The 14,840-nt window shown below is 72.1% G+C and carries 11 protein-coding genes; 7 read left to right on the top strand and 4 right to left on the bottom strand.

Going from position 1 to position 14,840, the window contains the following annotated elements:
* The coding region (locus tag ABZS51_RS33515; RefSeq protein ID WP_355449602.1) for a hypothetical protein at positions 1–221 on the bottom strand (221 nt) is incomplete at its 3' end.
* A 1,558-nt stretch (positions 222–1,779) separates the two neighbouring features.
* Here ABZS51_RS33515 and ABZS51_RS33510 point away from each other — a divergent pair.
* The 7 genes from ABZS51_RS33510 (at position 1,780) to ABZS51_RS33480 (ending at position 11,197) form a co-directional block, all read left to right on the top strand.
* On the top strand, positions 1,780–2,733 hold the full coding sequence (locus ABZS51_RS33510; protein ID WP_355449600.1) for a hypothetical protein: 954 nt from the start codon (positions 1,780–1,782) through the stop codon (positions 2,731–2,733).
* 47 nt (positions 2,734–2,780) lie between these two features.
* A complete protein-coding gene (locus tag ABZS51_RS33505) occupies positions 2,781–5,255 on the top strand; it encodes an ATP-binding protein (RefSeq protein ID WP_355449597.1) in 2,475 nt (824 codons plus the stop codon).
* Positions 5,252–7,687, top strand: coding sequence for a type IV secretion system protein (locus ABZS51_RS33500; protein ID WP_355449594.1), 2,436 nt, complete (start codon positions 5,252–5,254; stop codon positions 7,685–7,687). The genes ABZS51_RS33505 and ABZS51_RS33500 overlap by 4 nt, the downstream gene beginning before the upstream one ends.
* A gap of 2 nt (positions 7,688–7,689) precedes the next feature.
* Positions 7,690–8,322: a hypothetical protein gene (locus ABZS51_RS33495; RefSeq protein WP_355449591.1), complete on the top strand. Its 633-nt coding sequence runs from the start codon at positions 7,690–7,692 to the stop codon at positions 8,320–8,322.
* Positions 8,319–9,407: an NlpC/P60 family protein gene (locus tag ABZS51_RS33490; protein WP_355449588.1), complete on the top strand. Its 1,089-nt coding sequence runs from the start codon at positions 8,319–8,321 to the stop codon at positions 9,405–9,407. Before ABZS51_RS33495 ends, ABZS51_RS33490 begins: the two co-directional genes overlap by 4 nt.
* Positions 9,404–9,796: a (deoxy)nucleoside triphosphate pyrophosphohydrolase gene (locus tag ABZS51_RS33485; RefSeq protein WP_355449585.1), complete on the top strand. Its 393-nt coding sequence runs from the start codon at positions 9,404–9,406 to the stop codon at positions 9,794–9,796. Before ABZS51_RS33490 ends, ABZS51_RS33485 begins: the two co-directional genes overlap by 4 nt.
* A 120-nt stretch (positions 9,797–9,916) precedes the next feature.
* Positions 9,917–11,197, top strand: a complete 1,281-nt coding sequence (locus tag ABZS51_RS33480; RefSeq protein ID WP_355449582.1) for a hypothetical protein — start codon at positions 9,917–9,919, stop codon at positions 11,195–11,197.
* Between the two features lie 81 nt (positions 11,198–11,278).
* Here ABZS51_RS33480 and ABZS51_RS33475 read toward each other — a convergent pair whose 3' ends face one another.
* From ABZS51_RS33475 to ABZS51_RS33465, 3 genes are read right to left on the bottom strand one after another with little or no spacing between them, the layout of a single operon-like run.
* A complete protein-coding gene (locus ABZS51_RS33475; RefSeq protein WP_355449579.1) occupies positions 11,279–12,031 on the bottom strand; it encodes a succinate dehydrogenase/fumarate reductase iron-sulfur subunit in 753 nt (250 codons plus the stop codon).
* On the bottom strand, positions 12,028–13,914 hold the full coding sequence (locus ABZS51_RS33470) for a fumarate reductase/succinate dehydrogenase flavoprotein subunit (protein WP_310712824.1): 1,887 nt from the start codon (positions 13,912–13,914) through the stop codon (positions 12,028–12,030). The genes ABZS51_RS33475 and ABZS51_RS33470 overlap by 4 nt, the downstream gene beginning before the upstream one ends.
* 9 nt (positions 13,915–13,923) lie before the next feature.
* Positions 13,924–14,715, bottom strand: a complete 792-nt coding sequence (locus tag ABZS51_RS33465; protein ID WP_310712825.1) for a hypothetical protein — start codon at positions 14,713–14,715, stop codon at positions 13,924–13,926.
* Between the last annotated feature and the right edge of the window lie 125 nt (positions 14,716–14,840).

The raw sequence follows: 14,840 nt of genomic DNA, 5'->3' as shown, positions 1-14,840 counted from the left end.
GGGGCGGCCGCGGCCGCCGCCGCCGCGCAGGCCCCGGTCGCCGAGCCCACGTCCGCCACCGCCGTCGCCACCACCCGTACCGGCCGGGCCGCCCGCGGCGCCGCCTCCCGGCGCGGCACGGCCCCCGCCCTCGGCACCGCCGCCGCGGTCGCCGCCGCCCGCGAGGAGCCGGTGACCGTGCAGGGCGAGTCCTCCACGGTCACGCTGCGGGGCGACGTCACGGTCGGAGGCGACGTCACGGTACGCGGTGACGTCCACGTGGAGGGAGAGGTCACCGTACGCGGAGAGCCGGCGCCCGTCCGCTGGGGCGAGCTGTACGGCGACGAGGCGGCACGGCAGGACGCCGGGTCCACGCCTGAGAGCGGGCCCGGGGAGGGCGACGTCAGTTCCGCCGACCCGGGCGAGACGCGAACCGGCCGGCCCGCCCGCCGGACCGCGGCCGAGACGTCGCAGCCGGTACGTGAGCGCCGGACCGACCCGCAGCCGGTACGCGGACCCGCCCAGGGTGAGGAGCGGGAGTCCGGTGCGCGGCGTGAGAAGCGGTCCGGGGCCCGGCAGGAGCCCGTGGTGGGCAAGCCCATCGACACGGAGGCCCTACGCCGGCTGCGCAAGCTCGCGGCCAGCGCCGACCCGCAGCCCTCCGCGCCCACCCGTGGCGCCTCACCCGCGCTCCCTGGCCCCCAGACCGGGACCGCCCCCCAGCCCGATCTTCCTGCGCCGCCCACTCTGCGCACACCGCCCAACCCCCGCGCCGACCTCCCCGCACCGCCGCGCTCCAACGGGTCTCCCGTGGCTCCCGTGGAGAGCGGCGCCGCGGACCTTGGTCCCGGCGCGGAGGCAGTGGGCGGTCGTCGTCTCACGGGTGAGCGTCCGGGGGATGACGAGGCGGCCCGCATGCAACACCGCAAGGGGCAACCGCCCAGGCAGGTGTGGCCGCCGCTCGGTCCCGACTCCGAGCCGGTCCGTCTCATCCCACCGGTTCTCGGCCGTTCCGAGGCCGAGCCCGAGCAGGCGCAGGCCGACACCGAGCCCGAGCAGGCCACGACCGAGCAGGCCACGACCGAGCAGGAGCACCGCGAGTCGGAGGCCGAACAGGAGCGGGCTCACCCCACGACCGGGCACGCCCAGCCAGAGAGCGAGCGGGCCCAGCCAGAGAGCGAGAGGGCCGAGGCTGCCCAGGCGGAGGCTGAGCACGCCGAGGCTGGGCAGGAGCAGGCGGCGACCGTCGTGCAGGCGCGCGCAGAAGGGGTTGCCACTCCGGTGACGGCTCCCGAGGACGAAGCGTCCGACGAAGGGCCCACGGCGGTCGAGACGGGTGCGTCCAGGACGGCCGTTTCCGAGACGACGGTGTCCGACACCGTCGCGTCCGATACGGCGGATTCCGAGACCGTTGCGTCCGATACGGCGGTTTCCGAGACCGTTGCGTCTGAGACGGCGGTTTCCGAGACCGTTGCGTCTGAGACGGCGGTATCCGGGACGGTCGCGTCTGAGCGGGGCGCGTCTGAGAGCGGCCTGGGCGAGAGTGCTGGTCGTGAGGGCGGGTCGCGCGAGTCCGCCACGCGTGAAACCGGACCCCGTGAAACCGGACCCCGTACGGCCGCACCCCGTACGGCCGCACCCCGTGCGGCCGGACCTCGTGAGGCCGGGCCTCGTGAGGCCGGGCCTCGTGAGGTTGCCCCTCAGGAGACCGCCCCCCAGGAGGCCGCCCCCCGTGAGGGCGGACTTGGGCAAGGGGCTGGGCAGCACGTTGTGGGGGCGGCTGGGAGTCGGGAAGGGCGGGTGCGGAGGGTCGAGTCCGTCGTCGGGCGTGACTCCGGCGGGTGGCGGCGCATCGCGCAGGTCGTCGTCGGCGGCGGCGGTGTGCGCAGTGACGGGTCCGAGATCGACGAGGCCCGCGCCCGCGCCGTCTTCAGCGGCAGCCGCCGCATCGTGGTGCTCGGCTGCACCGGCGGCGCCGGGCAGAGCACGACCGCGCTGATGCTGGGCCACACCCTGGCCCGCCACCGCGACGACAAGGTGATCGCCGTCGACGCCAACACCGGCGGCGAGACCATGACGAGCAGGGTGACCCCCGAGACGCCCGAGACGCTGGCCTCGCTGCTGGCCGGGCTGGATCATGTCGGCGGCTATCTGTCGATGCGGGGCTACACCACCCGCACCGCCTCCGGGCTGGAGGTGATCGGGGCCGACACCGACGCGGACGCGGAGCGGCGGATGTCGGACCGCACGCTGTTCTCCGACCACCGCCTCGGCCAGGCCATCCACCTGCTCGACCGCCACTACAAGCTGACCGTCGTCGACCCCGCCGCCGCGCTGGCCGCCCGCGTCCTGCCGTACGCGGACCAGCTCGTGCTCGTGGTGCCCGCGAGCGAGGAGGCCGCGGAGGCGGTGGCGATGACGTACGAGTGGCTGGACGGGCACGGCTGCGCGGACCTGCGCAGGCGGGCCGTCATGGTGGTCAACGGGGTGAGCAGGCGCTCGATGTCCGACGTCGAGCAGGCGGAGGCGGTGGCCCGCGGCAGGTGCCGGGCCATCGTCCGGGTCCCCTGGGAGGACGACCTGGCGCCGGGGGGCGCGGGGATCGTCGACCCGGGGCAGTTGCGCGCGGCCGGTCGCCGGGCCTACCTGGCCCTCGCCGGCGTGGTGGTCGCGGGCTTCGCGGCACAGTCCGTCCGAGTGAGCGAAGAGGAGTTGGCGAGTGACCCCCCCGGCACGAGAATCGGTGAGCGTTAAGTGAACGAGCGAGCGTGGACGCCCGGCTCATGCGCCGAGGGGGTGGCATGAGCCGGGCGTCCAGAGCGCACCAGCGCCTCGCGGTCCGTTACTTCGACGACCGCATCCTGCTCACGGACACCAGCGCATGGGCGTACTTCCGCCTGCCGACGGTCAGCTACGAGTTCGTCACGCCCGAGGAACGCGAGGCGCTGGCCACCAACATCACGATCGCGCTGGCCGCGATCAGGATGCCGGACGCCGAGGTCCACCTGCGGGTGGCGCACCGCACGTACCCCGCGGCGGAGTGGGCGATGACGCTGAACGGCACGTCCGACGAGGGGCCGGGCTGGCGCGACTACCTGGAGGAGATGTACCGGCACGTCTGGGCGAAGGACTTCTGGACGAAAGAGGTGTACCTCGGCGTACGGCTCGGCCCGCGCGGCCGGCAGATCGGCGGCGGCGTGCTGTCGCAGCTGTTCGGCTTCTACCAGCGCACCGAGAAGGTGCTGGGCATCGCCGACGACCACGTGCCGGACGGTGAGATCGCCCGCTGGACGGAGCAGGCCGAGCGGCTCGGCAGGGCGCTGGCCTCCAGCGCCCTGTACGCCCGTCACGCCACCTCCGTCGAGGTGGCGTGGCTGTTCCAGCACGCGGCGGCGGGCGGCATCGGTGATCCGCCTCCGTCGGCCAGCTCGAAGCGGCGCTGGGGCAGGGGCGAGATCGAGTCGCTGGTGGAGGGTGAGATCCACAACGGCCGGTCGTTGCTGCGGATCGTGCAGCCGCAGGGCGACTCGTACGTGGCGCACCTGTCGTTCGCCCGCTTCCCCGACCTCATGCCGTTCCCGGACGGCGAGCCGTGGATGCACTTCGCCGACCAGCTCCCGTTCCCGGTGGAGATCTCGTCGCGGATGCGGCTGATCCCGCCGGTGAAGGCGTCCAAGGACGTCGCGCGCAAGCTGGCGCACGCCCGCGACATGGACATCCACATCCGCGAGGCGGGCGCGGAGGCGCCGATCGCGCTGGCGGAGCAGATCGACGCGGCCCGCATGCTGGAGCACGGCATCACCAAGGAGCGGCTGCCCTTCGTGTACGGATGGCACCGCCTCATCGTGTCGGCCCCGACCGAGGACATCTGCGTGCAGCGGGTGGAGGCGGTCGTCGAGCACTACCGCGACATGGGCATCGACGTGGTCAACTCGACGGGCGACCAGTTCTCGCTGTTCTGCGAGGCGCTGCCGGGTGAGAAGGTGCGGGTCAACGCCTACGCCCAGCGCCAGCCGCTGCGTACGATCGCGGGCGGCATGTCCACGGCGACCGTCGACCTCGGCGACCGGCTCGGCGAGGGCAGCGAGGGCTGGCACGGCCCGTACATCGGCGAGACCGTGGGCCGGGCGCGCAGCATCGTCCACTTCGACCCGCTGGTCGCGGCGACCCGCAACCGGCCGACGGCCATCGCGATCACCGGCGAGCCGGGCGGCGGCAAGACCACGCTGGCGCTGTTGATGATCTACCAGATGGCCCTGCGCGGCGTCACGGTGGCGGTGATCGATCCGAAGGGCGACGCCGAGTCGCTGGTGCAGCTCCTGCAGAAGCGGGGGCGCAGGGCGCGGATCATCCCGCTCGGCTCGGCCGCGCCGGGCCTGCTGGACCCGTTCTCGTTCGGCGACGACATCGCGGCCAAGAAGACCATGGCCACGGAGACGCTGCGCCTGCTGCTGCCACGTATGTCGGAGGAGCGGGAGTCGGCCATGATCCAGGCCGTCGCCGCCGTGTCCAACGCGCCGGACCCGTCGCTGGGCAAGGTCGTGGAGTTCCTGGAGCAGTCGGAGGACGCGGCCTCCAAGAACCTCGGGGCCGTGCTCCGCTCGATGTCGGAGATGCACCTGGCCCGGCTGTGCTTCGACCCGTCGGGCGGCGACCAGATCGACAGCGAGGGCTGGACGACCGTGTTCACGCTGGGCGGGCTGACGCTGCCGGACGCGGCCACCACCCGCGACGACTACTCCTACGAGCAGCGGCTGTCGGTGGCGCTGCTCTACCTGGTGTCGCAGTTCGCGCGGCGGCTGATGAACGGGCTCGACCGCCGCGCCCCGAAGGCGATCTTCCTGGACGAGGCGTGGGCGATCACGTCCACGCCTGAGGGCGCCAAGCTGGTGCCCGAGGTCAGCCGGATGGGCCGGTCTCGTAACACCGCGCTCGTCCTGGTCTCGCAGAACGCCGGCGACCTGCTGAACGAGCAGGTGACCAACTGCCTGTCGTCGGTGTTCGCGTTCCGGTCCACCGAGCGGGTCGAGGTGGACCACGTCATGTCCCTGCTCGGGGTGGAGCCGTCGGAGGAGCACAAGGCGGTGCTGCGCTCGCTCGGCAACGGCGAGTGCGTGTTCCGTGATCTGGACGGCCGGGCCGGCCGCATCGCAGTGGACCTGATCTCGGAGGAGCTGCTGCGCTGGCTCGACACGAATCCGACGCACGACAAACCCGGCGACAGCGGGCATGATCTTCAAGGGGGAGTGGGCCGAGCGCAGGAGGTACGGTCATGAAGGTCCGGCTACCCAGGCGGCTCGCGCTCGCGCTGGCCCTGATCGCGGGCATCCTCGTGGTCCCGCTCGTGGTGGGTGGCATGTCGCCGGCCGCCGCGGCCCCGTGCGACCTGTCGCCGGCGCTCACCCCCGAGGTGATCGGCAGCGGCGTCGACGGCATGATCTCACCGCCGCCTCCCGAGGGCACGGTCCCGGCGGCGACCACGAACTACGCGCAGTTCGGCATGAGCGGCCAGTTCTGGCACACGTACGGGCTGGGCTGCTCCGACATCGTCGCCGTCCTGGGCAACGGCTGGGCCAACACGGTCTTCCTGTGGGCCAAGGCGATCGACCGGGTGACGATCACCACCTATCAGGCCGCCGCCACGGAGGGGCCGCTCCAGTCCATCAAGAACGTGGTGGACGACATCGTCACGAACCTGTCGGAGGCGATGTACTGGCCGTTCCTGCGCCCGATCGTGATCCTCGGCGCGATCTGGCTGGCCTGGTACGGGCTGATCCGGAAGCGCGCCACGACGACGGCCGAGGGCGTCATCTGGATGGTGCTGGCCGTCACGGTCGCGACCTGGTTCTTCAGCCGGCCGGGCGACTTCACGGGCCTCGGCAAGATCGTCACGGACAAGACCGGCGAGGTGGTCAACTCTGCCTTCTCCGGTCTGCCCGGCGCGGGCGGCGCCTCCTGCCTGCCCGGTCCCGGCCAGACCAACCCGCAGGTGAAGGCCGGCGGCTACGGTCAGACGGGCACCCCGGGGGTCGACCAGAACGCCGACGCCCTGTGGTCGACGCTCGTCTGCAAGCCGTGGCTGGTGGGCCTGTTCGGAACGGCCGACCCGAACGCGCCCGTGGTGCGCGACTACGGCCGGCTCATGCTGGAGACGCAGGCGATCCCGGCGCCGACGGCGGGCCAGCAGGCCGCCGACCCGGCGGCGCACCAGGCGAAGTACGCCGAGATCGCGGAGAAGCTCCAGAGCGACCCACGCTTCGCGATCTTCCAGGGCAAGGACTGGACGTCGCGGCTCGGCGTGGCCATCGGCGCGCTGATCGCCGCCCTGGTCGCGGGCGTGCTCATCTTCCTGGTGGCGGTGTCGCTGCTGGTGCTGAAGGTCGGCTTCCTGCTGTTGCTGATCATGGGGCCGGTGTTCCTGCTGATCGGCGTGCATCCGGGCAGCGGGCGCATCATCGCGATGCGCTGGGTGGAGATGCTCGTCGGCACGCTGCTGCGGCAGGCCGTGCTCGCGCTGGTGCTCGGCGTGCTCGTGTACGGCTATGCGCTGATCATCTCCACGGCGATGCCGTGGGGGCTGCAGATCCTGTTCATGGCCCTGCTGACGATCGCGGTGTTCTTCTACCGCAGGCCGTTCCAGCACCTGTTCGCCTCGATGAACGGCCACACGCTGGCCACCCGCATGCTCGGCGAGGCGGCCAGCTCCCGCACGCTGGAGCGGTCGGCTGTGGCGCTGCCGCCGGTGGCCTCGGCCCGCATAGGGCGCTGGGGCGTGCGCAAGGCGGAGCCGCTCATCCAGGCCGCCGCGACCGGCGCGGCGGCGGGGTCGGCGGCGGCCTCGGCCGTGGCGCAGGGCCGGGCCCGCGGCGAGGAGGCGGCGGCCGGTGGCGGGCAGCAGGGCACGCGGGTGCCCGCCACGGCGGCTCCGCTGGCCACCGACCAGCAGGGCGGCAAGGCGGCGTCCCGGCAGGTGCCCGCGCCGCGGCCGGGCTCGGCGCCGCCGCTCAACCTCGGCGGGACGCCGGCCCGCACGCGCGGCGCCGCGACCCCGGGCGGAGCCCGGACGGCGGGCGGCGCGGCCGGTGGTGCGACAGGTGGTGCGACGGGCGGGTCGGGCCCGCGCGTGTCCGGTGGGACCGGTCCGCGGGTGTCGGGCGGCGCGGGTGCGGTGTCCCGGCTGGCGGGAGCGGGTGGCGGCGGCAACCGCGGTGGCAGCGGCGGTGGCGGCAGCGGCGGCAACACCGGCGGTGACGGCGGTGGCGCAGGCTCATCAGGTGGCTCGTCAGGCGGTGGCGGCTGGTTCGGCGGCCGGTCCGGTGGTGGCTGGGCGTCGCGCGGTGGCGGCTCAGGCGGCTCGGGCGGCTCCGGCGGCGGGATCTTCGGAGGCTCGGGGTCCGGCGGGTCACGGTCCGGCGGCTCGGGCGGCGGGCTGTTCGGCGGCGGGTCGAGGTCGCGAGGGTCCGGCGGTTCCGGCGGGTCGCGTTCGGGCGGCTCCCGGTGGGGCGACTCGGGCGGCCGGCGGTCGTCGAGCAGCGGCTCCTCGGGCGGCGGGATCTTCGGCGGGTCGTCGCGGCCGGCCGACGCGCCGCGAAGCCGCGCGGAGGAGCCGCCGCCGCTGTGGCTGCCCAGCCGCCGCGGCAACGGCTCCGGCGGTGACGAGCCGCCCGTGCCGTTCTGGCTCAAGCCCGGTGGTCAGGACAGGGACTGACGATGGCCCTGCCCGGTGACAAGCGGGGGCTGGCGTTCGCCGCCATCGTGGCGGTGATCGCCGCCGTCGGCCTCTACGTGACGATGTGGCCCGGCTCCGGCGAATCCGCCGAGGAGGAGCCGGTCGCCGGCCGTACGCCGAGCGGCGTGGTGACCGTGCCGCGCAGCACGCCCCTGGCGACGGCGAGCGACGCCCCGTTCGACATCTACGCGTACCTGCCGATGTCGAAGGAGCAGCTCGCGGCGTCGGCCGACCTGGCCGAGCGGTTCACCGCCGCGTACGGCACCTTCCGCTACGACGAGGACCCGGCGGCGTACGCCGACCGGGTCAAGGCGTTCGCCACGGCGGACCTCGGCGCCGTCCTGGCGCGCACGCTCACCTCGCCCGGCACGGTCGAGCGCAACCGCGCCGACGAGGTGGTGTCCACGGCCACGGCCAAGGTGAAGGAGATCAGGTCGGTGGAGAAGACGTCTGTGGTCCTCGTCGTCACCGGCACCCAGCAGATCACCGCCAAGAGCGGTAACAAGCAGCTCACCGACGACTACGCGGTGACGGTGAGCGAGATGGGCACCGACTGGCGGGTGTTCGACCTGCAACCCGCCGGAGAGGGCCAGGACGGGGACACCACGGGGTGAACCTCTCACGTACCCGCGTGGCCCTGGCACTCGGCGCGGCCGGGGCGGTCCTGCTCGCGCTGGTCATCGTGTCGCCGATGCTCATGACCTCGATCCCGTCGTTCATCGGCAACGGCGGGCAGCAGCCCGACTGCGGGAGCGAGGCGAAGGCGCAGGAGGCGTCCGACTCGGCCGCCTCCGACATCCCGCCCGACTACCTGGAGCTGTACAAGAAGAACGGCGAGAAGCTGGGCGTGCAGTGGACGATCCTGGCGGCCGTGGGCAAGCGCGAGACCGACCACGGCCGGTCCGACCTGCCCGGCGTCAAGAGCGGCACCAACTACGCGGGCGCGGCCGGGCCGATGCAGTTCCTCATCAGCACGTGGGGCGGCAAGGCCAAGGTCCCGATGTCGTCGCAGGTCAACGGCTACGCCTCCGACGGCGACGGTGACGGGATCGGCGACATCTACAACCCGGCCGACGCGATCCTCGGCGCCGCCAAGATGCTCAAGCGCAACGGCGCGCCGGAGAACGTGCGGCGGGCGCTGTTCGTCTACAACCGGGCCTGGTGGTACGTGGACCAGGTCGAGGAGATCGCCCGCCGCTACGCCAGGTCGGGCGAGGTCCAGGAGCCGCCGGAGGCCGACGGCGCCTGCGACGACCCGCTGGTGGAGGCGGCGCCGAGCGAGGTGGTGGGTAAGATCCTGGCGTTCGCGCTGAAGCAGCGGGGCAAGCCGTACCTGTGGGGCGGCACGGGGCCTGACGCGTTCGACTGCTCGGGGATCATCTACGCGGCCTACCAGGCCGCGGGGCTGCACATCCCGCGCACCACGTTCCAGCAGTGGCCGTACGGCGTGAAGGTGTCGCAGGGCGACGAGCAGCCGGGCGACCTGGTGTTCTTCAACGCGGGGCCGGGCACATCGCCCGACAACCCGGGACATGTGGGGATGGTTGTGTCGAAGGGGAAGATGATCGAGGCGCGGTGCCGGCTGTGCGGGCCGATCAAGGTGACGGCGTACGAGTCGCGTACGAACATCGTGGGCTTCACCCGGCCGCTGCAGAACCCGGACACCCTCGAACAGCTCAAGAAACTGCGGACGCTATGACGGTGGTCGTGGTGGCGGCGGTGATCGTCGATGCGCGGAGGCGGGTGCTCGCCGCGCAGCGTGCCGAGCCGCCCACGCTGGCCGGCGGCTGGGAGTTCCCGGGCGGCAAGGTGGACCCGGGCGAGAGCGAGACCGAGGCGCTCGTGCGCGAGTGCCGGGAGGAGCTCGGCGTGGAGGTCGCCGTGGGGGAGCGGGTCGGCGGCGACTGGGCGCTGGCCGAGGGCTACGTCATGCGGGTGTGGCTCTGCTCCCTCGCCGCCGGCACGCCGGAGGCCAAGGAGCACCTGGCGCTGCGGTGGCTGGCGCCCGGCGAGTACTTCGACGTGGCCTGGCTGGGGGCGGACCTGCCGGTCATGCGGGCGGTCGAGGAGATTCTGCGCGCAGGTTAGCCGGGATTTGTCAGGGAATCTGGCGGTACTTCCGTCTTTACTGTGCCTTTTACCGGACTAAGATTCCTTTGACGATTAAGATCCTCATGACCATGGTTTCGGATCGTGCGGAGGGCACAGGTGGCACGCACGCGAGCGACGGCTGTCTCCGCGATGGTCCTTTCGCTGGGCCTGACCGGCATCGGCGCCGCGCCGTTCGTCATCCAGAGCGCCAGCGCCTCGGTGTCGGCCTACGATCCCGCCGTCGATCCGTGTGACACCGACCAGTTCTGCGAGAGCTCCCCAGAGGTCACGATCACGGTCACCACCACGCTGCCCACGCCTGAGGAGCAGCCGGAGACCACGATCACCAAGACCATCACCAAGTCGCCGCCCGCCACCAAGACCACCCAGCCGACGCCGAAGAAGACCAGGACCAGCACGGCGCCCACCCCGCCGCCCAGCACCCCGGACCAGACCCTCCCGCCGGTGGTCCCGCCGCCGCAGACGTCGGCCTCGGTGGAGGATCCGCTCGCGTCGCCGAGCGAGGAGCCCACGCAGGAGCAGAGCGTGGAGTTGCCGAGCATCGCCGGCACCGAGCTGCCCTCGGCGACGCCCACGGCCACACCGCAGGAGACCTCGACGAGCGAGTCGGTCCAGCTTGAGGTGCGCGCCGCGACTCCGGAGTTCGACCAGGCCGAGATGACGCGCAAGCTCAGCATCCCGGCGCTGGTCATGGTGCTGCTGGTGCTGTTCGCCGTGCTGATCTTCGAGGGGCGGCTGCGCCGCATGGCGCACGCGGCGGCCGTCCGCAGGGCCGGCCCGCAGGTGCCCCGGCCCGACCTGGGCGGCCCCGGGTACCCCGGCGGCTATCCGCCCGGCGGGCCCTACCCGAGTGGTTACCCCATGGGTCCCGGCTACCCGCCGCCCGCCGGTTACCCCGCGGGTCCCGGCTACGCCGCCGCGGGTCCGCACGGCTACCCGGGTACGACGGCGTACGCGCCGATCCTCAGCTTCGTGCCGGTCCAGACGTATCCCGGCGGCCCGCTCCAGTACGGGACCGTCTACCAGGACCCGAACACGTACGGCGGGCCCGACGCGGGTGTTCCCGTGCTGCCCGGCCTGCCCAGTCCGCCGCCCGAGCCGGTGGTGCTCTACAGCAACGAGCCGGTCGAGGAGGAGCGCCAGGGGACGTACCGGGCGCCGTTCGAGCCGCTGGTCCCGCCGGAGCAGCCGCCGGCCGACATCCCGGCGGGCGGCGCCGCGCCGTTCGAGGCGCCGCCGGAGCACCCCGTGAGCCCGGCCTCGGCCGCCGAGACGGGCGACGCGGAGCCCTGGCAGGCGTCCCCGGCCGGCCCGGACGCGACGCTGATCGAGTTCCTGCCGGACGAGGACGGCGGCAAGCACCGCCGCAGGCACTGAGCGCTCCGCGCGAGACCCTGACCGAAACGCCGAGGCGGCCGGTGGAATCCCACCGGCCGCCTCGGCGCTTTCAGGCGCGGGTCACTTCGGGCGACGGAAGATCTTGTTTCCGAGCCACACCAGCGGGTCGTACCTGCGGTCCACCACGCGCTCCTTCATCGGGATCAGCGCGTTGTCGGTGATCTTGATGTGCTCGGGGCAGACCTCGGTGCAGCACTTGGTGATGTTGCAGTAGCCGAGCCCGTGCTCCTCCTGCGCCGACTCCTGGCGCTCGGCCACGTCGTACGGGTGCATGTCGAGCTCCGCGATGCGCATGAGGAAGCGCGGCCCCGCGAAGGACGTCTTGTTCTCCTCGTGGTCACGGATGACGTGGCAGACGTTGTTGCACATGAAGCACTCGATGCACTTGCGGAACTCCTGGGACCGCTCGACGTCGATCTGCTTCATGCGGTACTCGCCCGGCCGCACCCCCGACGGGGGCGTGAACGAGGGGATCTCCCGCGCCTTCTGGTAGTTGAACGAGACGTCCGTGACCAGGTCCTTGATGACGGGGAAGGTCCGCATCGGGGTGACCGTGATCGTCTCGTCCTCCTCGAAGGTGGACATCCGGGTCATGCAGCCCAGCCGCGGCTTGCCGTTGATCTCCATGGAGCAGGAGCCGCACTTGCCGGCCTTGCAGTTCCAGCGGACCGCCAGGTCGGGCGCCTGGGTGGCCTGGAGGCGGTGGATGATGTCGAGGACGACCTCGCCCTCGTTCACCTCGACGGTGAAGTCCTCGAGCTTGCCCTCTCCGCCCTCACCGCGCCAGACTTTGAACTTCGCCTTGTAGCTCATCTCGAAATCCCGTCGAACTCTGTCATCTCTTCGTCGGTGAGGTACTTCTTCAGCTCGTCGCGCTCGAACAGCGTGATCAGGTCGTCGCGCATCGCCGGCTGGGTCTTCTCCTCGACGGTGACCGAGGAGCCGTCGGCCGTGGAGCAGACGAGCAGCTTGCGGCGCCACGCGGGGTTCATGCCGGGGAAGTCGTCGCGGGTGTGACCGCCGCGGCTCTCCTCGCGCAGCAGCGCGGCGCGGGCCACGCACTCGGAGACCAGGACCATGTTGCGCAGGTCGAGGGCCAGGTGCCAGCCGGGGTTGTAGATCCGGGACCCGGCGGCGCCGACGAGGCGGACCCGCTCCTTGAGCTTCTCGACGACCTCCAGGGCCTCGGAGACCTCGTCGGCCTTGCGGATGATGCCGACCAGCTCGTTCATCGTGCGCTGGAGCTCGTGGTGCACCTCGTACGGGTTCTCGCCGGCGCGCTGCAGCGGGGCCAGCGCCTCCTCGCGGGCCTCGTCCACCAGCTCCTGGACGACCTTGGGCCGGGCGGGCAGCGCGTCCACGTACGCGGCGGCGCCCGCGCCCGCGCGCCGGCCGAAGACCAGCAGGTCGGACAGGGAGTTGCCGCCGAGGCGGTTGGAGCCGTGCATGCCGCCGGAGACCTCGCCCGCGGCGAACAGGCCGGGCACGGCGGCGGCGCCCGTGTCGGCGTCGACCTCGACGCCGCCCATGATGTAGTGGCAGGTCGGGCCCACCTGCATGGGCTCGGCGGTGATGTCGACGTCGGCCAGCTCCTTGAACTGGTGGTACATCGACGGCAGCCGCCGCCTGATCTCCTCGGCCGGCAGGCGGGTGGAGACGTCGAGGAAGACGCCGCCCTGGGGTGAGCCGCGCCCGGCCTTCACCTCGGAGTTGATGGCGCGGGCCACCTCGTCACGGGGCAGCAGCTCCGGGGGCCGCCGGTTGTTGGCCTGGTCGGTGTACCAGCGGTCGCCCTCCTCCTCGGTGGTGGCGTACTTGTCCTTGAACACCTCGGGGATGTAGTTGAACATGAAGCGCTCGCCGTCGGAGTTGCGCAGCACGCCGCCGTCGCCGCGGACCGACTCGGTGACGAGGATGCCGCGCACGGACGGCGGCCAGACCATCCCCGTGGGGTGGAACTGGATGAACTCCATGTTGATGAGGTTGGCCCCCGCCAGCAGCGCCAGGGCGTGGCCGTCGCCGGTGTACTCCCAGGAGTTGGAGGTCACCACGTACGACTTGCCGATGCCGCCGGTGGCGAGCACCACGGCCGGGGCGTCGAGGACGACGAGGTTGCCGCTCTCGCGCCAGTAGCCGAAGGCGCCCGAGATGCGCTCGCCGTCCTTGAGCAGGCGGGTGATCGTGCACTCGGCGAAGACCTTGATGTAGGCCTCGTAGTCGCCGTGCTGCTCGTAGTCCTCCTGCTGGAGGGCGACGACGCGCTGCTGGAGGGTGCGGATCAGCTCCAGGCCGGTGCGGTCGCCGACGTGCGCCAGGCGCGGGTACTCGTGGCCGCCGAAGTTGCGCTGGCTGATCTTGCCGTCCTTGGTGCGGTCGAACAGCGCGCCCCACGCCTCCAGCTCCCAGACCCGGTCGGGGGCCTCCTTGGCGTGCAGCTCGGCCATCCGCCAGTTGTTCAGGAACTTGCCGCCGCGCATGGTGTCACGGAAGTGCACCATCCAGTTGTCGTCGGAGTTGACGTTGCCCATCGCGGCGGCGGCCCCGCCCTCGGCCATGACCGTGTGGGCCTTGCCGAACAGCGACTTGCACACGATGGCGGTGCGCTTGCCCTGCTGGCGGGCCTCGATGGCGGCCCGAAGCCCGGCGCCGCCCGCGCCGATGACGACGACGTCGTATTCGTGACGCTCGATTTCCACTGAGATTCCTTACGCGTACGGGAAGGCGATGATGCCCTTGGCGACCAGGCGGACGTAGAAGTCGGCGCCCATGACGGAGAACATCGAGGCCCACGCGAGGGGCTGGTGCTTGGCGTTGAGCTTGGAGACGAAGGTCCAGGCGCGGTAGCGGAGCGGGTGACGGGAGAAGTGGTTCAGCCGGCCAGCGGTGATGTGCCGGCACGAGTGGCACGACAGCGTGTACGCGGCGATCAGGACGGCGTTGAGCAGCAGGATCCAGGAGCCGAGGCCGTTCGGCCGGTGGACGAGCGCGAGGATCGCGTCGTAGGCGAGGATGGCGCCGATGACGATGGCGCCGTAGAAGAAGTACCGGTGGATGTTCTGGATGATCAGCGGGAAGCGGGTCTCGCCGGTGTACTTGCCGTGCGGCTCCTGGACGGCGCACGCGGGCGGCGACAGCCAGAACGAGCGGTAGTAGGACTTGCGGTAGTAGTAGCACGTCAGCCGGAACCCGCCGGGCAGGCCGAGGATCAGCAGGCCGGGCGGCAGCGTGTACCAGTCGCCGAAGGGCGCCAGGCCGAAGAGCCTCGCCCCCTCGGGGCAGGAGGTCGCCAGGCAGGGCGAGGAGAACGGCGCGATGTACTCCGGCCCCGGCACGTAGTACGGGGTGTCGAAGATGGCCCACACGCCGTAGACGAGGAAGGCGCTGAGCCCCAGGAAGGTCAGCAGCGGGGCCAGCCACCATCGGTCTGTGCGCAGTGTGCGCACCTTGATCTGCGCACGTTGCCTTCTGACGGGCGCGTCGGGCGTCGTCTGGCTCATCGGGGACCTCTCCACCTCCCGCGGACCCTTCACTCGCCTGGGGTCCGGGTCGTTCGCTGTTGCGCGCGGCGCGGGGCGTCGTCTCCGCTCGGGCGCGCATTGGTGGGGGATACGTTACGACGCCC

It is taken from the genome of Nonomuraea sp. NPDC005501 (genome assembly GCF_040605905.1).
GTDB lineage: Bacteria > Actinomycetota > Actinomycetes > Streptosporangiales > Streptosporangiaceae > Nonomuraea.
The sequence above is the reverse complement of the archived record's forward strand: the minus strand, read 5'-3'. Positions and strand labels throughout refer to the sequence as shown.

Excerpts from the sequence above, each read along its gene's own strand:
- ABZS51_RS33505 (WP_355449597.1), top strand. The coding sequence starts at position 2,781 with ATGAGCCGGGCGTCCAGAGCGCACCAGCGCCTCGCGGTCCGTTACTTC.
- ABZS51_RS33500 (WP_355449594.1), top strand. The coding sequence starts at position 5,252 with ATGAAGGTCCGGCTACCCAGGCGGCTCGCGCTCGCGCTGGCCCTGATC.
- ABZS51_RS33495 (WP_355449591.1), top strand. The coding sequence starts at position 7,690 with ATGGCCCTGCCCGGTGACAAGCGGGGGCTGGCGTTCGCCGCCATCGTG.
- ABZS51_RS33485 (WP_355449585.1), top strand. The coding sequence starts at position 9,404 with ATGACGGTGGTCGTGGTGGCGGCGGTGATCGTCGATGCGCGGAGGCGG.
- ABZS51_RS33475 (WP_355449579.1), bottom strand. The coding sequence starts at position 12,031 with ATGAGCTACAAGGCGAAGTTCAAAGTCTGGCGCGGTGAGGGCGGAGAG.
- ABZS51_RS33465 (WP_310712825.1), bottom strand. The coding sequence starts at position 14,715 with ATGAGCCAGACGACGCCCGACGCGCCCGTCAGAAGGCAACGTGCGCAG.